This window comes from Corynebacterium glyciniphilum AJ 3170 (assembly GCF_007673095.1).
Classification (GTDB): Bacteria; Actinomycetota; Actinomycetes; order Mycobacteriales; family Mycobacteriaceae; genus Corynebacterium.
The window spans coordinates 38,206-57,525 of record NZ_VDYZ01000009.1 but is presented as its reverse complement, the minus strand read 5'-3'; the positions used below and the strand labels follow the sequence as shown (position 1 = coordinate 57,525).

Annotated in this window: 24 protein-coding genes and 1 tRNA gene; 8 read left to right on the top strand and 17 right to left on the bottom strand. The window is 65.8% G+C overall.

Annotated features, from left to right (window positions below; translation table 11 throughout):
- Positions 1 to 4: 4 nt before the first annotated feature.
- On the bottom strand, positions 5 to 361 hold the full coding sequence (locus FS507_RS09980; RefSeq protein ID WP_145942640.1) for a hypothetical protein: 357 nt from the start codon (positions 359 to 361) through the stop codon (positions 5 to 7).
- Positions 362 to 402: 41 nt separating this feature from the next.
- A complete protein-coding gene (thrE, locus tag FS507_RS09975; RefSeq protein ID WP_440130347.1) occupies positions 403 to 2,016 on the bottom strand; it encodes a threonine/serine exporter ThrE in 1,614 nt (537 codons plus the stop codon).
- A gap of 164 nt (positions 2,017 to 2,180) precedes the next feature.
- Here thrE and FS507_RS09970 point away from each other — a divergent pair.
- Positions 2,181 to 2,253: transfer RNA gene (locus tag FS507_RS09970), tRNA-Thr, on the top strand.
- A gap of 62 nt (positions 2,254 to 2,315) precedes the next feature.
- Here the strand turns inward: FS507_RS09970 and FS507_RS09965 are convergent.
- The 7 genes from FS507_RS09965 to FS507_RS09935 all read right to left on the bottom strand — a co-directional run bounded on the left by FS507_RS09965 (position 2,316) and on the right by FS507_RS09935 (position 5,183).
- Positions 2,316 to 2,621 carry a hypothetical protein gene (locus FS507_RS09965; protein WP_145942639.1) on the bottom strand — a complete coding sequence of 102 codons (306 nt, stop codon included), beginning with the start codon at positions 2,619 to 2,621 and terminating at the stop codon, positions 2,316 to 2,318.
- 185 nt (positions 2,622 to 2,806) lie between these two features.
- Complete coding sequence (locus tag FS507_RS09960) at positions 2,807 to 2,995, bottom strand: hypothetical protein (RefSeq protein WP_145942638.1); 189 nt, start codon at positions 2,993 to 2,995, stop codon at positions 2,807 to 2,809.
- A 126-nt stretch (positions 2,996 to 3,121) separates the two neighbouring features.
- Positions 3,122 to 3,433: a hypothetical protein gene (locus FS507_RS09955; RefSeq protein ID WP_145942637.1), complete on the bottom strand. Its 312-nt coding sequence runs from the start codon at positions 3,431 to 3,433 to the stop codon at positions 3,122 to 3,124.
- 75 nt (positions 3,434 to 3,508) lie between these two features.
- Complete coding sequence (locus tag FS507_RS09950; protein ID WP_145942636.1) at positions 3,509 to 3,808, bottom strand: hypothetical protein; 300 nt, start codon at positions 3,806 to 3,808, stop codon at positions 3,509 to 3,511.
- Between the two features lie 57 nt (positions 3,809 to 3,865).
- The gene (locus FS507_RS09945; protein WP_145942635.1) at positions 3,866 to 4,141 is read right to left on the bottom strand and encodes a hypothetical protein; all 276 of its coding nucleotides are present in this window, start codon (positions 4,139 to 4,141) and stop codon (positions 3,866 to 3,868) included.
- Positions 4,142 to 4,206: 65 nt separating this feature from the next.
- Positions 4,207 to 4,506 (bottom strand): hypothetical protein, encoded by a 300-nt coding sequence (locus FS507_RS17600; RefSeq protein WP_186314635.1) that lies wholly within the window; start codon positions 4,504 to 4,506, stop codon positions 4,207 to 4,209.
- Positions 4,464 to 5,183, bottom strand: a complete 720-nt coding sequence (locus FS507_RS09935) for a hypothetical protein (protein WP_145942634.1) — start codon at positions 5,181 to 5,183, stop codon at positions 4,464 to 4,466. Before FS507_RS09935 ends, FS507_RS17600 begins: the two co-directional genes overlap by 43 nt.
- A 294-nt stretch (positions 5,184 to 5,477) precedes the next feature.
- Between FS507_RS09935 and FS507_RS09930 the strand changes: the two genes are divergently transcribed.
- The 3 genes from FS507_RS09930 (at position 5,478) to FS507_RS09920 (ending at position 6,714) form a co-directional block, all read left to right on the top strand.
- Entirely contained in the window at positions 5,478 to 6,074 is a 597-nt protein-coding gene (locus FS507_RS09930; protein ID WP_145942633.1) for a LysE family translocator, read from the top strand.
- Between the two features lie 94 nt (positions 6,075 to 6,168).
- A complete protein-coding gene (locus FS507_RS09925) occupies positions 6,169 to 6,417 on the top strand; it encodes a hypothetical protein (RefSeq protein WP_145942632.1) in 249 nt (82 codons plus the stop codon).
- A 27-nt stretch (positions 6,418 to 6,444) separates the two neighbouring features.
- The gene (locus tag FS507_RS09920; protein ID WP_145942631.1) at positions 6,445 to 6,714 is read left to right on the top strand and encodes a hypothetical protein; all 270 of its coding nucleotides are present in this window, start codon (positions 6,445 to 6,447) and stop codon (positions 6,712 to 6,714) included.
- Positions 6,715 to 6,722: 8 nt separating this feature from the next.
- Here FS507_RS09920 and FS507_RS09915 read toward each other — a convergent pair whose 3' ends face one another.
- From FS507_RS09915 to FS507_RS09905, 3 genes are all read right to left on the bottom strand, one after another.
- The gene (locus FS507_RS09915; RefSeq protein ID WP_145942630.1) at positions 6,723 to 6,992 is read right to left on the bottom strand and encodes a hypothetical protein; all 270 of its coding nucleotides are present in this window, start codon (positions 6,990 to 6,992) and stop codon (positions 6,723 to 6,725) included.
- A complete protein-coding gene (locus FS507_RS09910) occupies positions 6,989 to 7,369 on the bottom strand; it encodes a hypothetical protein (protein ID WP_145942629.1) in 381 nt (126 codons plus the stop codon). The genes FS507_RS09915 and FS507_RS09910 overlap by 4 nt, the downstream gene beginning before the upstream one ends.
- A gap of 69 nt (positions 7,370 to 7,438) precedes the next feature.
- A complete protein-coding gene (locus FS507_RS09905; protein ID WP_145942628.1) occupies positions 7,439 to 8,146 on the bottom strand; it encodes an LppP/LprE family lipoprotein in 708 nt (235 codons plus the stop codon).
- A gap of 133 nt (positions 8,147 to 8,279) precedes the next feature.
- On the opposite strand from FS507_RS09905, the gene FS507_RS09900 reads away from it, so the two are divergent.
- Positions 8,280 to 9,401 carry a DUF418 domain-containing protein gene (locus FS507_RS09900; protein ID WP_145942627.1) on the top strand — a complete coding sequence of 374 codons (1,122 nt, stop codon included), beginning with the start codon at positions 8,280 to 8,282 and terminating at the stop codon, positions 9,399 to 9,401.
- On the opposite strand, the gene FS507_RS09895 is transcribed toward FS507_RS09900, so the two are convergent.
- Positions 9,362 to 10,480 carry a glycerol dehydrogenase gene (locus tag FS507_RS09895; protein WP_145942626.1) on the bottom strand — a complete coding sequence of 373 codons (1,119 nt, stop codon included), beginning with the start codon at positions 10,478 to 10,480 and terminating at the stop codon, positions 9,362 to 9,364. The genes FS507_RS09900 and FS507_RS09895 overlap by 40 nt on opposite strands.
- Positions 10,481 to 10,597: 117 nt before the next feature.
- On the opposite strand from FS507_RS09895, the gene FS507_RS09890 reads away from it, so the two are divergent.
- Positions 10,598 to 12,367, top strand: a complete 1,770-nt coding sequence (locus tag FS507_RS09890) for a dihydroxyacetone kinase family protein (protein WP_186314634.1) — start codon at positions 10,598 to 10,600, stop codon at positions 12,365 to 12,367.
- Positions 12,368 to 12,395: 28 nt separating this feature from the next.
- On the opposite strand, the gene FS507_RS09885 is transcribed toward FS507_RS09890, so the two are convergent.
- Positions 12,396 to 12,665 (bottom strand): hypothetical protein, encoded by a 270-nt coding sequence (locus FS507_RS09885; RefSeq protein WP_145942625.1) that lies wholly within the window; start codon positions 12,663 to 12,665, stop codon positions 12,396 to 12,398.
- A 324-nt stretch (positions 12,666 to 12,989) separates the two neighbouring features.
- Between FS507_RS09885 and FS507_RS09880 the strand changes: the two genes are divergently transcribed.
- Together FS507_RS09880 and FS507_RS09875 are read left to right on the top strand one after the other, a co-directional pair.
- Positions 12,990 to 13,391, top strand: coding sequence for a hypothetical protein (locus FS507_RS09880; RefSeq protein ID WP_075816417.1), 402 nt, complete (start codon positions 12,990 to 12,992; stop codon positions 13,389 to 13,391).
- Positions 13,392 to 13,401: 10 nt separating this feature from the next.
- Positions 13,402 to 13,902 carry a GNAT family N-acetyltransferase gene (locus FS507_RS09875; RefSeq protein ID WP_313958075.1) on the top strand — a complete coding sequence of 167 codons (501 nt, stop codon included), beginning with the start codon at positions 13,402 to 13,404 and terminating at the stop codon, positions 13,900 to 13,902.
- A gap of 24 nt (positions 13,903 to 13,926) precedes the next feature.
- Here FS507_RS09875 and FS507_RS18490 read toward each other — a convergent pair whose 3' ends face one another.
- The 3 genes from FS507_RS18490 to FS507_RS09860 form a co-directional block, all read right to left on the bottom strand.
- Positions 13,927 to 14,880 (bottom strand): endonuclease domain-containing protein, encoded by a 954-nt coding sequence (locus FS507_RS18490; RefSeq protein WP_260853290.1) that lies wholly within the window; start codon positions 14,878 to 14,880, stop codon positions 13,927 to 13,929.
- A 156-nt stretch (positions 14,881 to 15,036) separates the two neighbouring features.
- The gene (locus tag FS507_RS09865) at positions 15,037 to 16,746 is read right to left on the bottom strand and encodes an ABC transporter ATP-binding protein (protein WP_145942624.1); all 1,710 of its coding nucleotides are present in this window, start codon (positions 16,744 to 16,746) and stop codon (positions 15,037 to 15,039) included.
- A complete protein-coding gene (locus FS507_RS09860) occupies positions 16,746 to 19,316 on the bottom strand; it encodes an ABC transporter ATP-binding protein/permease (protein ID WP_145942623.1) in 2,571 nt (856 codons plus the stop codon). The genes FS507_RS09865 and FS507_RS09860 overlap by 1 nt, the downstream gene beginning before the upstream one ends.
- Positions 19,317 to 19,320: the final 4 nt, after the last annotated feature.

Below are 19,320 nucleotides of genomic sequence, written 5' to 3'. Positions count from 1 at the left end.
CAGACTACTCGCCGGTGGACTTCTTCGCGGCTCCAGACTTCGTGCTCTTCGTCGCCGTGGTTTTCTTGGCGGCGGCCTTCTTCGCAGGCGCCTTCTTGGCGGTCTTCTTGGTCGCCTTCTTCGTGGTCTTCTTCGCAGCCTGGGGGTTCTTCGCCTCTTCTTCGGCTGCGGCGTCCGCGGCGACCTTGCGGTGGATGAGCCCCTCTGGCTCGACGCCGAGCATGCACATCAGCGTGGCGGCGTCGAGGAAATCATCGGCGTAGGTGGCGACGATCCGCTGCGCGGCTTTCGCGGTCTCCTCTTCCACGGTGTGCAGGGATTCTGCGCTGGTGGTGTGGTTGTCGCTGACCTTCGGCGGCACTGATTGCTCCCTTACAAGACGATACGGCGTAAGAGTTCAGTCTAACTCCCCGAACCGTCCTGCGCACTTTCCCGGTCCCGCTGCCTCTGGTGGGAACGGCGGGGATCGGGAAGCCACGGTGTTCCCCCACGTCGCTGGCGCAGGACATTCCAGTGCATCGGCGGCGTGACCGATCCGCCCGGGCGGCGCCCGCGGGACCGACGTGCCGGAGGACGGCGCAGGTCGTTGTAGCGGTACAGGATCCTGGGACGACGCAGGCGACGGGCGATCCACTCGCCGAGGACGACGCCGGCCGCCAGGGCGGTGGCCGTGGCCAGTGCGATACCGAGGTTTGAGATTCCGACGACGAACTGGTCGGTCAGCATCGAGTACATCCCGCGGTACAGGGCGAGGCCGGGCAGCAGGGGGGTGATCCCCACGATCGCGGTGATCTGCGGCGGGATCAGGTAGCGGCGGGACAGCAGACCACCGGCCAGGCCGACGAAGGTGGCCGTGATGCCCGCGGCGGTCACATCCCCTGTCTCCAGCTGGACCTGCAGGAACCGGTACAACGAGTAGGCCACCAGCGCGGTGAACGTGGCGACCACCAGCGCCCGGCGTTCGCAGAACGAGGCGATGGCGAAGAACATCGCCGCCCCGACTCCGCCGAGGATCTGCACGGCGGCACCGCCGAACGTCCCCTGGGTACTGGACGTGTCGATCGGCGGCAGGGTGATGCCCAACCGGCTGGTCAGCATCAGGCCCATGGCGATGCCGGAGATGATGCCCCCGGTCATCAGCACCGTCTCAAAGAACCGTGCCGAGGACGTGACCGGTGCGCCGGTGACACCGTCCTGCAGGGCCTGGACCAGGGTCAACCCGGCGAGCATGGCGACGATGCAGGACGCGATCACCAGGGACGGGGACAGGTAGTGGTCCAGCGCCCGGGCGAAGCTGAACGTGAGGGCGGCGGGGATGGTCGCGATGATGCCGCCGGTGAGGTTCTGGAAGAACAACGGCAGGGACTTCGACGCCAGCCACACGTTCGTGGCCATGATGATGATCGACGTGATCGTGGCGATGAGGGCGACGAGAGGCTCGCCGCCGAGCATCAGTGCCACGGCACCGGCGAATCCGCCCCACGCCAGCGTCGCCCACCGGATGCGGTAGGGCGGGGGACTGGTCTCGATGTCGGTGAGGATCTTGCGGGTGAGTTCGAGTTCGGTGGCGCCGTTGACGATGGACCGGATCAGGCGGTCGACTTCGGTGAGGCGGGAGAAGTCGCTGTTGAGCGCGTGCACCACCCGGAAGGTGCTGATCGGGGTCGTCGAATCCGTCGACGGTGAGTAGATGGTGATGGTGTTCAGGGTGATGTCGACGTGGCAGCCGTAGAGACCGTAGGCCGAGGTGACCGCCTTGACCTGGGCCTTGGCGTCGGTGTTGCCCGTTCCGGCGGACAGGAGGAGGTCCCCGATGCGTGCGGCGGTGTCCATCACCAGATGGACCTGGGCGGTGTCGGTGAGGTCGACCGGGGCCAGCGGGGAAGGAGGCGGAGCGGTGCGGATCGTGTCGATGGTCGACCTGTTTCCGCTGAACAGCATGGCGGACACCTTGTTCCTCAGTGACGTGAGGCGCTTGTTCTCGCCCCGGTCGTCGCCGCTGTTCTCACCGCTCACTCGACTCCCCGTTCTCTCACCAGCCTGGTGCTGTCGATCGTTCTTCCCGGCCACACTCTACGGTAGATGATCCTGATTCGATCAGGGGGCTGCGCTGCTGATAGAGTCGTCGGCTGAAACCCGGTGGCGACACCGTGGGCGGTGCTGATGCACCGTCGGTTTCCGCTGGAGTGGCGCAATCGGTAGCGCAACGGTCTTGTAAACCGTAGGTTGCGAGTTCAAGTCTCGTCTCCAGCTCAACTACCTGCATAGGTGCAAAAGGTCCCGGAGACTTGCAAAGCGTAAGCGCTAGAATTGCGCTAGTTTTGGTTCGCTCCGGCGGCCCAACGGCGTTGCAGAATGGCGGACGCGTCAACGAGCTCGGGGAGCATGTAGTAGCGCTCTGTTACCCCGCCGCGGCGGTGGCCCGCGAAGCGTGACGCCGCGTCCAACCCGCCGCTCTCGGCGGCGGGAGCGTTCGCCACCCACGTGATAGCTGTTGCGCGGATCACGTGGTTCCGTGCGGGGAAGTCGTCCGCCGCGCCCTCGCCGTCCCGGTCCTCGACGTCGAGGCGGACGCTTTTCCAGGCGCGGACAACGGCTGCCGTTCCCCACCGGCTTGGCATACGCGGTCGGCCACATCCACCCGCCGGGGCTCTCGGGCTGGAGCCGCTGCCATTCCCGCAGCTCCTCTTCGGCGAAGCGTGGGAGCACCAGGCGGCGGGGGATGGTGTCCTTCTCGTCTTCCCCCGCGCCCTTACGGCCTTTGTGAGGCCCTGAATGGTGATAGCTAAACAGCGCAGCGGGCCGCTCAGGCCCAGTTCCGGCGATTCTCGCTCCTGTTGTGCCGCAGCAGAACCCACAGCGCGGCGATCAGCGCCACCAGCGCCACCGCCCAGCCCGCGACGCCCAGCCAGTTGGTGCCGGGTATGGCGATGGGCAGCATGACCCCGATGACCGCAAGGAAGAGCAGCGGGACGACGACCTTTCGAACATCCATACCCCTAGGCTATCTAACGGAGTTTCCGTGTCCCCCAGGGTGAGGGGGCCGGGGAGTGCGGCCCCGAACATGCCGAAACCCCGCGAGGTCCGTTGGGACTTGGCGGGGCTGTGGGAGCTGTGGGGGTCAGTCCCGCTCTTCTGGAAGGGGGTAGGTCGCCTCGTGCTTTTCTGGTGGGAAGAAGGACGTGAGGAGCACGCTGATCTGAAATCCCGCCAGGATAAGTACGGCCCATCCTCCCGAGGTCTGGTCCGGTTCAAGGATCAGAAGAAGTGTGCACAGGGCCAGGGCCAGGAACATGCTGACCCGGAGGTATGCCACAGGGGTGATGCTTCCCACGAAGCGTTTCGTGTGGCCAAGGACGAGCGTCAGGAAGAGCATGGCACCCGCATACCCGAGCCCGAGGACAAAGCCCGGCATTGCGACCAGAACAGCCATTCCAGACTCCTTTCGGTACAAATTCCACGTTGTGGGGTAGAGGATCCCTACCGGATCCCGCTGAATCTCACTCGGTCACCGTTCGGCTGCCGCAGGTCGCCGGTTGAATGGCTCCAGGTACGAAGTAGCAAGCGCGATGATTTGGAACCCCAGGAGGAAGAAGATCAACCAGGGTCCCGATTCCTGGTTCGGCTCGAGAATGAGGTCGACTACGCACAAGGCCAGAGCCACAAGGACGCTTCCGCGTAGGTACGTCTTCGCGGTGATGGTGGCAGTGAAGATTTTCGCGCGGCTCAGAAGCCGCAGACCGACGACCGCCATGAGCATCACGAACAGGTACAGGCCTCCGAAGATGAGGCCGTGTGGAATGGTCATGTCAAAATCCCGTCGTGGTTCAAAGAGATGTGCGGGGTTCCTTTGGAACTCACCCGATCACTGCCGATGATCTTCTGGTGCCAGGTAGGAGGTCACAATCGCGATGATCTGGAATCCCATGAAGAACAGGATCAACCATGCTCCCGTAATCGGGGGGTCCTCAACCACCATCATGAGGATGCATACGACCAGAGTCAGGAACATGCTGGCCCGTAGGTACGCTTTCGGTGTGATGTTGCCCTTGAAGAACTTCGTGCGACGCAGAACGTGCGTCGCTGCGAGCATCACGAACGCATAGATGACTCCAACGACGACACCGGGGAACAGGGACATCTCGGTCCTTTCCTAGCGCGGGCGGGAAGTGTCAGAGTATCTGACGCCGCCCCGCTGCGGGACGGTTAGCGCCGTTCCTGGCTTCCCAGAGCCTCGCCCTCGAAAGGCACGTCGGAGATGCGGGTGGTGGCGGAACCGCTGGCGCGGAGTCCACCGCCGTCGAGGTCCAGGTTCGCGGTCCCCTCGAACAGCGGCTCGGGGGCCTCAGGGGTATCTTCCCCGGGGGCCTGCTCGGGCTCGGGCTCCTGGTCCTCAGGAGCAGGGGCCGGTGCTTCCTCCACCGGGGCGGGAGCCTCGGGAGCCTCCGGCGCGGGCTCCTCCGCTACAGGGACCTCAGCCTTGGGCAGCGGCTCTTCCGAGTCCACGATCCCATTGCCGTTGTTGTCGTCCGGGATCCCATCACCGTCGAGGTCCTGGAACTCGGGAGCAATCCCCGGATCCGGCATCTCGCCCGCCTCGAAGCCAGCGTCGGGCAGCACCTCCGGCTCCAGTGCAGGCTCCGGGGCCGGTGCCGCGCCGCCCGCCGCCGAGGCTGTGGGCTCGATGGGGGCTCACCGGCCGGGGACTCCTCGGTGGGTGGTGCCTCGTCGCCCTCGGAGGGTTCGGAGGCGGCGGTTTCCTCGGGCTCCTCGCCGTCGCCGTGGTCAACCTCGTCCGGGAGTTCGGGGAGCTCCAGGCGGAAGATCCCGGACTGCGGGGGTCGCAGCTCCAGAACCTCGCTCAGCGGAACGACCTCGCCACTCTCCAGGAGCACTTCGCCCTTACCGAGGTAGAAGCCCGATCCCTTAGTCGAAATCACAACATCACCAGCCTTAGCCTTAGTGGGATCCTCCAACATCTCGCCGTAGCTCTCCAACTCGATGCCGGCCTCGGCGGCCGCCTCCAGAATCTCCAGCGGCTCTTCCTCGGTAGCTTCCTCCCCGATGATGTTCATCATCTCCAGCAACCGGGGATCCGAGATCTTCACCGAGTGTTCTTCACCGTCGATCATGACTGCGGTTTTGACCTCTTCGCCCGAGACGTCCTCCGCCGTGGCAGGCACTGCGTCGTCATCGACCTTGCCGTCCGAATCCTTGTTAAGGGGCGCATGTCCGCACCCAGGGCTGTTGGGCGCGGGGTGCTGGCGTCACGGCGGACGGAGTACTTCCTTCAGTGCCATCGTCATGTACCGCTTCATTCTAGGCGAACCAGAAAGATTGGTCGGTTACGCTGACTGTCATGGACCTACGGAACCCCTACGCTCCTGCTTCAGGTACTCACCTGTCGGGCGCGTGGCGATGGCGCGTGTAACAACCCCGTGCGCCATGTAGTTCCCTGTTTTTCGGAGGTCTCCCGCATGCTCAGCGCTGCGCTTTCACTCGCCGTGACCGTCTTCGTCCTGATAGCCGTACCCGGCCCCAGCAACTTGTACATCGTGGGCCAAACGCTCGCCTCCGGTCGCCGTGCGGCGTTCTTTAGCGTGATCGGCAACGCCGTCGGCTTCGCGGCTATTGGAGCAGCCGTGGTACTGGTCCTGGGTGAACTGCTCCAGCGCACGGACTGGCTTCAGACCGCGCTTGTCCTCGTCGGTGTGACAGTCCTTGCCATCCTCGCCGCCGCATACCTGCGGGAGGCGCGTCGTGAATGGTCAGGTGAAGAGCAGGATCAGGAAACGGTGATGGTCTCCACGAGTTTCCGACGTGCCTTTTTCAGTGGTCTCGTTGTCGGAGTCACGAACCCCAAGGGGCCGATCTTGTTCGGCACGGCACCATCGTGCCCGGATTTCTGCCTGCGAATGTGGCGACGTACCCAGCATTTATCTGGTTGGCGTTGTTCCCGCTGGCGATCGGTCCGCTCGTGGATTCTTTCTGGGTGGTCTGTGCTTTGGCGGCACGTGGCTGGATTATGCGGGCGCCCCGGGGCCTCGCCGTCATCAAGGCTGTGGGCGGGCTAATGCTGTTGCTCATGGCTGGCTACATGCTTCTGGTCGAGGCGTGACATCCCTCATTCGAGGGGCTGCGGAAGTGCGGTCCGTACCGTTGAAAGCTATGACGACGTTTCGCGATTTCATTAAGGTAACGGTTTATGATTCGGACCCACGCCGCGTAAAGTTCGCACGCGCAAATGCGTCCCTCGCGGGCCTGATCGTGGCGACTGGCGGTCTGTCGATTGCGCGCATGGTCGATGGCTCGGTTCTCGTCATAATGCTGTTGGCCGCTTTTGTTGTGGTCGTGGGTGTCGCTGTGATGCTGGGTATCAGCTATGCGGTGTTCCGGCGTGGCGAGACTGAGAAATGATCGATCAGGTTAGGTAGCGTGCCAGGTATGGACTCCAGTGCGACCCCCGCCAACCAGCGGCAGTCGAAAAACCCGCTGTGGTTTATTGTTCCTTTTGTCGCGAGCATCGTCGTCCTGTTTTCTGGGCATCCAGGGTGGGCGATACTGCTGTATATCGTATCGCTGGTGGCAGCTGCTGTAGCGCACCCTGACATGCCGTTCAAGCGGACGGCGGTCTGCGTGATTATCGCCATCCCGGCGCTTTTCAGTTTGTTCGTTCTGTTGTTCCTCATGTCGGCCGGGGTGCAAACCACGTGATGAACCATTTATGCTGTGGTCAGCCAGACCGCGATGCCACCGACGAGCAAGAGAAGCAGGGTCACTGTGGCGATGGCCGCCGCGGCGTAGGCAGAGTACACGGTGAGTTTGTCACCGCCGCGTCGCGCCGTACGAATAGCCAGGTACAGCACTATCGCAGAAAGCACCAGACCGAACGGATTAAACAGCGACCACACCAAACATGCCAGCGAGGCAACCAGCAGGGCAAGGCCGACCCACGGCTTGGCGGGTGAAGTCAGTGAACCTGATGTACTCATAGAGCCCTCCGCTTCCTCGCCCACGACAACGCCAGAGAACCGGTCTTGTAGAGCAACGACACCGCCGACCCGATCATGATCCCGGGGATGAGCATCAGCACGAAACCCCTGCCGATGTCCGGGCCCGGTGTAGGCGTCAACGCCCACATCGTGACAGGCACGGTGATGACGACGATTATCGCCTCTATCCACAGGTATCTTCTCCGTATGAAGATCAGCCCCAAGGTGACAAGAAAAGCGTAGACGGACCATGTTGCGCCGCGATCCAGCCACCGCGTCACGTCATCGGTGGTGACCGATCCGCCCCTGACATTCAACAACACGATGAGCGTTACAGCGATAACGAGTTCGGCGACGACAATCAGGATTCTAGGCATGTTTTCCTTCTTTCCCTATTCGTCATTATTGCTGCGTCACCCGGGCCGATGGCGCTTCTTTCTGAGCTCCTATGTCACAGATCCAAGGTCCAGCGTCTCAGCAGATTCATTGAGTTCAACGGGAATCGTATTGTCACTGACCTCTACACTGCTGCCGTCCCAATGAAAAGTCGCCGATCCAGGGGTGTTCTGGTCCGCCGCTGCTGGCGCGTCACCGAAGAAGGCGTAATTCACCCGTACTGTGCTGTCGTCGATACGGTCAACGGACTCGATACGCCGGGCGAGAATCGGGGCAGGCTCGGTGACGAGCTCGCCCTCTGCGAACAGTGCGACGGCCTGGCGACTGCTTCCCGCCGTACCGTTCGAGTTCTCAGCTGTACCGTTGCCGCCGTTCAACACCACCCAGGACAAGGGAGCACAGGGGTCTGTCTGATCGTCAGTCGCTGTGTAGTGGAAGAAGATGTCGGGAGTCTCCTCCTCCGCCACGAGCACCGGAATCGGTTCCTCCCCGGTCAGCGGGTTATCCACTGATTCATCCTCGCAGGCATCGGCCGTGGCGTCGCCGGAGGGCTCGGCAGGCGCCTCCGACGACGCGCCGTCGTCCTGTGCCGGCGTGTTTTCGACGGTGTTCGTCACGGTGTTCATCACCGTCTCGGTCTCGGTCGGCGTCTCGTCCTGCTGCGCGCACCCGGCCAGCAGTACGGCAGTACAACCGAGAGCAGCGAATGCGGCAAGGTGGTGTCTGCGTAACGTGTCCACATAGGTCAGGGTAGTCATGTGGGACGCATCTCATACCCCGGGTGGAGACCGAAACCCGGCGAGGATCAGTCCGTGGACCGATGCCGGAGGGACCGGCCAGCAATAGTCTTCTGGATGATTCAGCCACTTCATCCCTGTCAGGAGACCCCCAGTGACCACGGCAGCAACCTCACCCCGGACCGGTCCACACGCAGGACAGGACACCGGGCCAACCGTCACTGTCGGACGCTACGGTTTCCTCGACGTCCTCAGGGGAGTCGCACTGTGCGGCATCCTCTTCGTCAACCTCCGCGACCTGCTCTACCGCTGGACGGAGAACGCTGACCTGCACCACCCCGTCCTACGCTTCTACGATGTGGTGATTCAGGGTCGCTTCGTGCCGATCTTCGCCTTTCTTTTCGGGGTCAGCGCGTGGCTGCTCTACAGCTCCACGCAGCGCAGGATGCCGGTCCGCGCGGCCCGCTGGCTGATGGTCCGCCGTTTCGCGACGCTGTTGCCCATCGGGCTGCTGAACCTGTTCCTGCTGTACAGCGGGGACATTCTCACGATGTACGCCGTCATCGCACTGGTCCTGGTCGTGCCGGCCCTGTTCCTCCCCAGGGGCCCGGTGCTGGCATTCGGCATCGTCGGGACACTGGTGGCCTACTGGATGTGGGGCAACAGCCCCTTGATTGCAGCGACGATGATGGTCGCCGGTTTCGGCGCCGCCCAGTTCGGGCTCCCGCAGTGGCTCGAATCGACGCGACGGCGGGACGTCGTCACCGCCGCGTTCGTGTTCGCGGCGTCGGCCGTGGCAGGGGCGGTGCTCAGCATCCTCCAGAACTCGATGATGAACGCTGACGTCCTCCCGGACCCGGACGCCCTCGACCGTGTGGGCGGTTTCGCCGGGTTGTTCACCGCAGTGGCCGTCGTCACCGGGCTGTCACTGCTCTGGCGGGCCTGTGGTAGCAGGGACACCGTGGTCAGCACCCCGTTCTCCGTCCTGGGACGCACGGCACTGACCAACTACCTTGCCGCCTCCGCAGTGGTGCAGATCCTTCTTCACGTCTTCCCGGACACACAGTTGACCAACCTCTGGTGGCTGCCGGTGGCGACTGTCGGGATCCTGGTCGTGCAGGTACTCGCCAGCGCCGTGTGGCTGCGCTTCTTCCGGTACGGGCCCGTCGAGTGGGTCTGGCGGTGCGCGACACGGTGGGAACTCGTCCCCGCCCGGACGCAGGACGGACCGGCGCGTCAGGAGAGCCCCGTGCGCTCCTTCAGTCCGCGGGCGTAGAGATCGGCGGCCTTGATCGCCTCGACCACGTCGGTGGTGGTGTACTCGCCGGGCATCTGCTTGAGCGTCTCGCCGTCGGAGCAGGCCAGCTCGGCGATCCGACGCAGGTCATCGTCACTGGCGTCCGTCAGGTGGATCTCCGCCAAGGTCGTCGGGAGGCCGACGGACTGCAGGAAGCCGATGTACCGGTCGGCCTCACTCTCAGCCGCGCCTTCCAGCATGAGCTGCACCCCGATACCGAAGGCGACCTTCTCGCCGTGGGTCATGTGGTGGATGTCGCCGTCCAGTGCCGTGAAGCCGTTGTGGATGGCGTGCACCGCAGCCAGGCCACCGTTCTCGAAGCCCAGGCCCGACAGGAGGGTGTTGGCCTCACAGATGTTCTCCAGCGCACGGCTGACCACGTGCGCCTCATTGTCCCGGAGCGCCTGGTGCGCATAGGCGAACAACGTCTCCTCGCATTTCTCGGCCAGTGCCAGCCCGGCCAAGGTGGGACGTGCGGTGTCGTCCATCCGACGAGAGTTCGCCCGGTTGACCGCGCGTGCCTCGACGGAGGTGGCGAGAGCGTCACCGATGCCGGAACGCAGCGTCCGGACCGGCGCGTTCGCGATCACGCGGGTGTCGATGGCGATGAGGTCCGGGTTACGGTCGTAGAACAGGTAGGAGTCGAAGACGCCGTCGTCGGTGTAGATCACCGACACCCGGGCGGTGGGGGCGTCCGCGGAGACCGCCGTGGGGAACACCGCGACGGGCAGGGACGCGTGGTCGGCCACCGCGCGGGCGGTGTCGATGGTCTTTCCTCCGCCCAGCCCGATGATGACGTCGTTCCCGCCGGACCGCGCCTTCTCCGTGATCCGGTCGATCTCGGTCATGGAGGCTTCACCGCCGAAGATCTCGTGTGCCGGGTCGAGCCCGTCCGAGCTGAGTGACTCCTGCAGCTTCTCCCCGGCGATCCCCCACACGACGTCGTCGGCGATGATCAGCGGTGACGTGCCGAGGGGGCGGAGATACCCGGCGGCCCGGTCGATGAGGTCGATGCCCTGGACATAGCGGGCGGGGCTGGTGAACAATTTGTCAGTCATGCGTCCATCCTTTGGTGAGGGTCGATGAGCGGCCTCCACCCTAGGCGTCTTCCGGCGATCGTGACGACGTCAGTCACGGCCGGAGGCTCCGGCGATACACGGCTACACTCGGCGGACATGTCTGACTCTGACTCCCAGCAGATTCCTCTCCGCTCCTTCCGCAACAACCCCTCAGACTTCCTCTCGGAGGCTCTTGGCGGCTTCATCGCCTCCCATCCGGACGCAGAATGGCACGACAGCGGCTTCATCGGCCGCGCTTCCGCGGTGACCACCGCGTCCGGCGAACCGGCGGTGTCCGTCATCTCCGGTGGCGGCTCCGGGCACGAACCGATGCACGCCGGGTTCATCGGCGCCGGCATGCTCGCGGCGGTCTGCCCGGGACTGTTGTTCACCTCGCCGAATGCCGTGCAGATCGCCGAGGCGACGCGCTGGGCCGACCAGGGCGCGGGGGTGGTGCACGTGGTGAAGAACTACACCGGCGACGTCATGAACTTCACCGTCGCCAGGCAGGCGCTCGACGACGTCGCCACTCGGGCCGTGCTCGTCGACGACGACGTGGCGACCGACCTCGCTGATGGTGACGACGGTGACGACGGTGACGACGGCAACGGCGGGGGCGGTCCGGGGCGACGGGGGACCGGTGCCACGATCCTCGTGGAGAAAGCCACCGGCGCCGCGGCACACCGTGGCGACAGCATCGACCGGGTCGCCGACATCGGTCAGTGGGTGGCGGACAGCTCGCGCAGCATGGCGGTGGCCCTGGCCCCCGGGCATCTTCCGACGAGCGGGCGCGACACCTTCGATCTTCCGGACGGGAAGATGGAGGTCGGTGTGGGGATTCACGGCGAGCGCGGTGTCGACCGTGTCGATGTGGAGACCGCTGACGAGGTCGTCGCCCGACTCCTGGACGGCATCGGTGAGGCCCTGGCACTGCATGACGGTTCCGAGGTGGTCTGCCTCGTCAACGGCCTCGGCGGGACGACGCCGCTGGAACTGTCCCTGGTCTTCGGCTCCGTCCTGCGGCAACTCGGCGATAGAGGCGTGACGGTCCGCCGGGCGATGGTGGGGACGTACACCACGTCGGTGAACATGGCGGGAGTGTCCCTCACGCTGACCTCGGTGGGGGACGCCATGGACGAACTGGTGGAACTCCTTGACGCCCCGACGGCGGCGCCGGGATGGCCCCGTGTTCTCGGCGGTCGCGGCGCGCCCCTGGAGTATGTCCCGGCAGCGACGGACTTCGATGATGATCTGCCGGACTCCGGTGAGGAGAACCGCTGGCTCAGCGACTTCGTCGGGCGCGTGCAGGGTGCCACCGACGACCTCACCGAGCTCGACCGTCTCGCCGGCGACGGCGACTTCGGTCAGAACATGGACGCCGCTTTCGGAGGACTCTCCCTCCCGTTGCGGGGGACGGACGCCGAGGTGCTGGAGGCTCTGGGGCACCGTCTGCTGATTCGCGCGGGAGGTACCTCGGGGGCGGTGCTCGGCACACTGTTCCGCGAGCTCGGCACCGCCATGGGGCAGGCGGACTCCCCGGTTGCCGGGCTTGCCTCCGGGCTCGAGGCGGCACACCGGGCCATCACGGATCTCGGTGGGGCGGAACAGGGGGACAATACGCTGATCGATGCCCTGATCCCCGCTGCCGACGCTGCCGCGGAACTCGACGCGGAGCACACCGATTTCAGCGATGCGCTGGAGGCCTGCCACGCCGCAGCGGCCGAGGGCGCCGAGCGGACTCGCGAGATGGTCGCGAAGAAAGGCCGTGCCAGCTACGTCGGTGCGGCGTCCCAGGGCGTGGTGGACCCGGGAGCGATTCTGGTCTCCTGGATCTTCGGTGGCTCAGGAAAGGTCAGTGATTTCACCGGCGTCGCCACTGGTGACTGACTCCCCGGGGCCAGTCCCAGACCGTCTCTCAGGAACCGAGGGGCGGCAGCTGCAGGCCGGAGGAACCGAGGTTCTGGTCGCCGTTGGTGGAGCCGAAAGTGGAACCGAAGTCGGTGGAACCCAGGTTGGCGTCACCGAAAGAGGAACCGAGTCCGGAGGATCCGAGGTCGACGCTGATGTCGCCGAACGACGAGCCCAGCGGCGGGATGTTGAAGACAGGCAGGCCGGCGGTGAACTCGAGGTACAGGTCCTTGATCGGGCCCCACACGATTTCCTGGATTTCAAGAATGAACGACATGGTTTTCTCCGTGGTGGTGTCAGTACAGGGGTTGATCCCGCTGCTTCACTATGAAGATAGCCGCTTTTCCATCGTAATGGTCTGCTCAGGACGCATTTTTGTGACCAGTCCACCATAGCGGGGGTGCGCGGTGACGGTTTCGCGGGTTCCGGTGGCCGGGAGGTGAACGGGAGGAGGATGAGACACAGACAGAACGTGGACGACAGGTGTCGGCGACGTGGCGGGGCTTGTGTGGCCGTGCACCACGTCGGACGGAGGAGTACAGTCAACGACGGCAAAAGTTGTCATATCAACTACATTCCTATCGGCCACGTAAGGACCACCATGAGCCTCTCGACCACTCTCCTCCGCGGCATCAGCGGCGCCTACTTCCTGCAGTCCGGCATCGGCAAGCTCAAGATGCCCACAGAGGCAGCCGCAGGCCTGCAGCAGTTCGCCGCCACCGGCGTGCCCCAGGTGACCAAGCTCGACCCGGACACCTTCAGCAAGGTCGTCTCCTACTCGGAGATCGGCGTCGGCGCCTCCCTGCTGACCCCGGTCGTCTCGAACCGTCTGGCCGGCCTGGCACTGGGAGCGATCAACGCGGGCTTCCTCTCCATCTACTTCCGCAACGACCAGATGACCAGGAAGGACGGAATCCGCCCGTCCGAGGCCGGGACCGGTCTGTCGAAGGATCTCTTCATCGCGGCGATCGCCGGCGCGCTGATTGCCGCGCCGAAGAAGTAGTCTCTCCTGTGTGACTGAGATCAACATCCGTGCGGCGTCCGACGCCGACATCCCCGCGATCACCGCCATCTACAATGACGCCGTGGCGAACACCGTCGCGGTGTGGAACGACGACATCGTCGACGAGGAGAACCGCCGTTCCTGGCTGCAGCGCTACCAGGTCCCCGGGGCCTGCGCCCTCGTCGCCGAGGACGGTGCCGGTGCGCTGCTCGGTTACGCGACCTACGGTGAGTTCCGGCACTACGACGGCTTCCGGCACACCGTGGAGAACTCGATCTACGTCGACGGCAACCGACGCGCCGGGGGAGTGGGCACCGCGCTGATGCAGGCGCTCATCGAGCACGCCAGGGACAACGGCAAGCATGTGATGGTCGCCGCGATCGAGGGCGGCAACACTGCCTCGATCCGGTTGCACGCCAAGGTCGGGTTCGAGGAGTGCGGGACGGTCCGCCAGGTCGGCACGAAGTTCGGCCGGTGGCTCGACATGACGCTGATGCAGCTGATGCTCTAGTCGTGCTCTGGTCAGCTCCAGTCATCAGCCGTCCTCGACCCGGACGCGTAAGAGCGGGTGCCACAGCCATACCTCCCGGTCCGTGGGTAACTCATACTGCCGGATCTTCCTTGTCCTCCGGTTATCCAGGTTGAATACGACGGTGTCCCTGACCTCCTCCGTAACTTCATCCAGTGCATGGTCGATGCTCGCATCCGGATACCGCAGCAGCGTCCACCCCCACCGGACTGCGGCATTGCCTTTCCAGCGGTCCTTGATGAAGTCCTCCTGTCGTGCCCTGAGGGCCGAGTGATAGCGATGGCTGTCGATCTCGATGCATACCCGTGCCTCCGGAATGACGATGTCGAAACGGTAACCACGGATCATCCCGTTGACCTGTACCTCGACATCCAGTCCGTCGAGTGCGGCGACGATGGCGCGGATGGCCTTCAGCTCCAGTTCGCTGGCGGCTCCGGTGATGAGACCGTCCGTCAGGGTGGTAGCTTTCGCCCGTACCGACGGTGGGAGGGCTGCGATGTCGGCGGCGAGCCGGTCATTTCCCTTCACACCGGAGTAGGCGCGTTCCAGCAGTGCCCGTCGCGCCGCTAAAGCCACGGAGCCGGCGGTTGCCGCGGTTTCCAGTGGGGTCAGGGTGGTCACACCCCACCGTCGGCACGTGCGCCGGGTCGCCGCACCGGTCAGCGTGAGCAGTTCACCGCCGTCGCGGCTTCTGGTTCTCGGCACGCGCCCGTGGGCGGGCCAGCGCATCGGTGCGAGACCGTGCAGGAAGGCGGCGGTGTCGCCGGTGTAGACCATCTCCGGGCGTGCCCAGGAAAGTGCCTTGAGCTTGACCAGGTCATCGGGTTCTTCGGTGGAGTAGAGGTCGCGGGTGATGCGGAAGATCTCGCCTCTGCGGACCGCCCCGGCGATGTCATTGTGTGTCTTTCCGACGGCGCGGAGGTCCCGCGTCGTCCAGAAGCGTGCGATGGTCGGCGCCATGCGTGTCCCCCTGTGGTTCTGGAGACGACCCCCTGCCGTCTCCAGGCTCCATCATAGGTGTCGGTGCGTGGGAGCATGCCGGAATCGACCCGATGCTGCCGCCGTCCGGTGGAATCCGGCACGCTTGCATGTCGGTCCTCCCCTCTGAGCCCCCTTTCACCGCCCGCCGACCCGCCAGGACGCCGAGTTCCGCCACTCCTCGAGGAGGTGGGCGAAGCTGCCTCCCGCCGCCTCGAGTTCGGCGGGCGTGCCCTGTTCTATGATCCGGCCGTTGTCGAGCACGACGACGGTGTCGGCGATCGACAGCGTCGACGGCCGGTGCGTCACGATGACGGTGGTGTAGTCCTCACGGATCGCGCGGATGGACTCGACCACCGCGGCCTCGTTGTGGGCGTCGAGCGCGGAGGTCGCCTCGTCCACCAGCAGCAGGTGGGACGGTTTCGCCAGGGCACGGGCGATGCCGACCCGCTGGCGTTCCCCACCGGAGAGGTGGTCTCCCAGCTCGCCGACGGGGGTGTCCCAGCCGGTGGGGATCTCCTCGAGGACACCGCGCAGTCCGGATGCGTCGGCCAACCGCTCCAGGTCCGCCTGCGTCAGGTCGGGGTTGACGGCCAGCAGGTTGTCTTTCACCGTCCCCGCTCCCAACGCAGTCTGCTGGAACACGACCGTGGCATTGCCGCGCAGTTCGGGACTCCCCGCTGCGGCTCCGTCCAGTGACACCGAACCGGATGAGGGCGTCGCCAGCCCCGCGAGGGTGCGCAGCAGCGTCGACTTCCCGGAACCGGACCGTCCGACGACCACCGTCACGGTCCCGGGGCGCAGATCAAGGCTCACACCGTCGAGCCCACAGGTGCCGTCGGGGAAGTACACGTCCACGTCGGTCACGTCGACCTGCGGCGGGGTCGGGGACGCGGCAGACGGGGTGGACACCGGAGTGGTCACCACCTCTGCGGCCTCGGCCAGCGTCCGGTTCAGCGACTGGATCCCCACCGACAGCCGGGAGAGGCCGGTGACCTGTTCGACGACGCGCAGCATCACGATCACGGTCACGGCCGCGGAGACCGCGCTGAGGGTGCCGTTGTCGAAGGCCAGCCACACGGTGAGTCCGTAGCCGATGAGGACGGCCTGGAGCACCACACTGAACAGGATCTCGCCGGGCACCTGCCAGAACAGCAGGCGCAACGTCCGCCGACGTGCGGACACCAGCGCCTCGTCAACCAGGCGTGCTCCCGCAGAGACCCGGCGCGCGGTTCGTAGCGACGGCTGGGCCCGGGCGTAGTCGATGAGGCGGTCGTCGAGGTTCTCGTTGGCGGCGGCGAACTCCTCGTCGGCGCGGGTGACGAGTCTGCTCGACAGCACCAGGGCGAGCATCATCAGCACCCCGCCGACCAGGGTCACCACAGCAGGGGGAACGGTGAAGAAGAGCAGTCCCACGCCGAGGGCGGCGGTGAACACCACGGCGGTGACCACGGGCCCGACCATGAGGACCGGTGCCGAGGTCACCTCGACGGCCCCGGTGGCCAGCAGGGTGCGCAGTCGTGCGGCCTTCGACCGGGGGATCGCCGGCGTGGGCCACGACAGGATGGCGGCGGGGGTGTGGCGTTGGATGGCGTGCATCAGGGACAGGCCGACAGCCAGTCCCTTGTGTGCGGCGAGGATGTCGAGGGCCCAGGCCGCACCGATCAGCGCGACCATGACCAGTACCCACGGCCACGCGTCGACCGGTGTGCCACCGAACAGGTCGTCGAGCAGCGGGAACAGGACGAGTACCGCGGCCGCCTGAATGACGGCGGACAGGACGGTGAGCAGGACGAACAGGCGGAAGTCGCGGCCGCCGCCGCTGATCGTACGGATCCTGGTGAGCATCAGCGGGCCTCCGGTGTCGAGTGTGTACTGGTCTGGTGGGCGTCCCACAGCGCGGCGTAGGCACCGTCGGCGGCGATGAGTTCGTCGTGGCGACCGCTCTCGGTGATGCGTCCGCGGTCCATCACGACGATGCGGTCGGCGTCGGCGACGGTGTGCAGCCGGTGTGCGATCATCAGGACGGTGCGTCCCTTCAGCAGGGTGTCCAGGGCGGTCAGGATGGCCCATTCACTGTCGGGGTCGGCGGAGGCGGTGGCTTCGTCCAGGACGACGACGGGCGTGTCGGCGAGCAGCGCCCGGGCGATGCCGATGCGTTGACGCTCCCCACCGGAGAGCCGGTCGCCGCTGATGACGGTGTCGTAGCCCTCGGGCAGTTCCAGGATCGTGTCGTGGATGTTCGCCGCACGTGCCGCGGTGACCACCTGTTCGTCGGTGGCGTCGGGTGCGGTGAGCGCGATGTTGTCGCGGATCGTGGTGTGGATCAGCTGCACGTCCTGCAACAGGATGGTGACGGTGGCGTAGAGCTCGTCCTGGGTCATGTCGCGGACGTCGGTGCCGTCGATGCTGACGGAACCGCTCTGGGGGTCCCACAGTCTGGCGAGGAGCGCGCCGACCGTCGATTTCCCGGCGCCGGACGGGCCGACCACGGCGGTGACCATCCCGCGTTCGAGGGTGAGGGAGAAGGACCGGAGGACCTCACGGTCAGGGGTGTAGCCGAAGCGGACGCGGTCGAAGACGACATGGCCGACCGGGGCGGGACGGTTGGCCGGTCCCGGCAGCTCCGGGGTGGTCAATGCCAGGTCCAGGCCAGCGCGTCCGTCCAGCGACACCAGGAGATTTCCGATCCCACCGCTGATCGCCACCAGCTGGGCGCCGAAGGACGGGCCGAGCACCAGGAAGGGGATCGCGTCGGACACGCTGACCCAGCCGGGGATCATGAGCAACCAGGTGGCGACGACCAGGAGCCCGAGCACGGTGGTGGGCCGGTTGATCATCACGGCGATGATCTTCGCTGCACCGGTGTCCTTCTGCAGCTTGTCGACGAAGGCGCCGACCTCGCGCAGGGTGCCGGGCAGGTCGACGATGCTCCTCTCGCCGAACACCCGGGAGACGTCGCGGTTCGCGAGGAAGGCCTGCGACTGTCCGGTGACGGTGGAGATGTTGCGCTGGGAGATGACCACCCGGTCGCGTTCCCGGCTCTGGATCGTCGCCATCACGGCGATGAACGCCGCGATCGGCAGGAGAAGGACCAGCGCCAGGCACCAGTCGACGGTGAAGAGGTAGATCAGCGCCGCCAGCGGCGTGACGACGGCGGCGACGAGATCGGGGACGGCGTGGGTGACGATGTAGTGCATTCCGGCGACGTCGTCGGCGACGAGCGTGCGGACGTCAGAGCTCCGTCTGCCGGTGAACCACCCCAGGGGAAGTCGGGCGAGCTTGTCCATCAGCCGTCGGCGTAGTGCGGCGGAGTAGCTGGCGTCGTAGAGGTGCATCGCCAGCATCAGCAGTGTGGTGCCCAGCGCGGAGACCGCCATGACCACCAGCGCTGCCACCCCGGTCCCCAGCACGGTGTCGCGGTCGGCACCGTCGAGGAGCTGGCGGCAGAGTTCGGCGAAGAGGATGAAGGGGACGATGCCCAGGACCGACAGCAGGGTCTGGAAGACCCCGGCGATGATCATCGGTACCTTCGCCGGGGCGAGCACACCGGCAGAGGGCTTCTTCTGTGGTGTCGGGTCGGACGTCGGTGCTGCCGCAGTATCGGCAGTATCGGCAGTATCGGCGGCATTCACGGCTGCCGGGGCCGCTGTTTCGGCCGCTTCCTGGAGTACGCGGGACTTGCCCATGGCACGCCCGGCCACCCAGTACCCCTGGGCGTGCAGGGTGCCGCGGTTCAGGTGGGCGTCGCGTTGCAGCACGGTCTTGGCGTGCCGGGTGGCGGTGACCTCGCCGGTGACCCACGCGTACCACCCTTCCCAGTCTCCGCCGCTGATGGCCTGGGCGAGGCCCTGGCCGTCCGGGAAGGATTCCACCCAGGCCGAGGTGATGTTCGGGCCCTCGGGCAGGGGCGCCTCCTCGTCGGCGTCACTGTGCTTCTCGAGGTAGACCACCACGGGCACCTCGGGAGGGACGGCCGCGGCCAGCTGGGTGATCGCCGGGTAGGACGCGAGGTCGCCGAGCAGGAGGTAGCCGGCGGGTGGGGGATCGAGGAGGGTGAAGTCCGTCTCGCCGTATCGGGTCGCCTCGATGGTGTCACCGGGCCGGCAGTTCTGTGCCCACCAGGACGCGGGTCCCATCGGGTGGTGGATCACGAAGTCGACCGCCAGGCGTCCGGTGGCGGGATCGGTCTCGGCGAAGGTGTAGCCGCGCTGGAACTGTTTGGAGCCGCCGTCCGGATCGGGGAACCAGGCCCTCATCCACGCCGCGGGTGCCTCCCCGTCGGCGGAGAGGATCGTGTCGGACCGGAAGGTCACGCGCAGCATGTTGCTGGTCCGCCACTCGGTGTCTGTCACGGTCAGGACGTGGTCTTTCGCGCCGAGGCCGTGCAGGACGGCGCCTTGGAACCCCTTGCTCACGGTA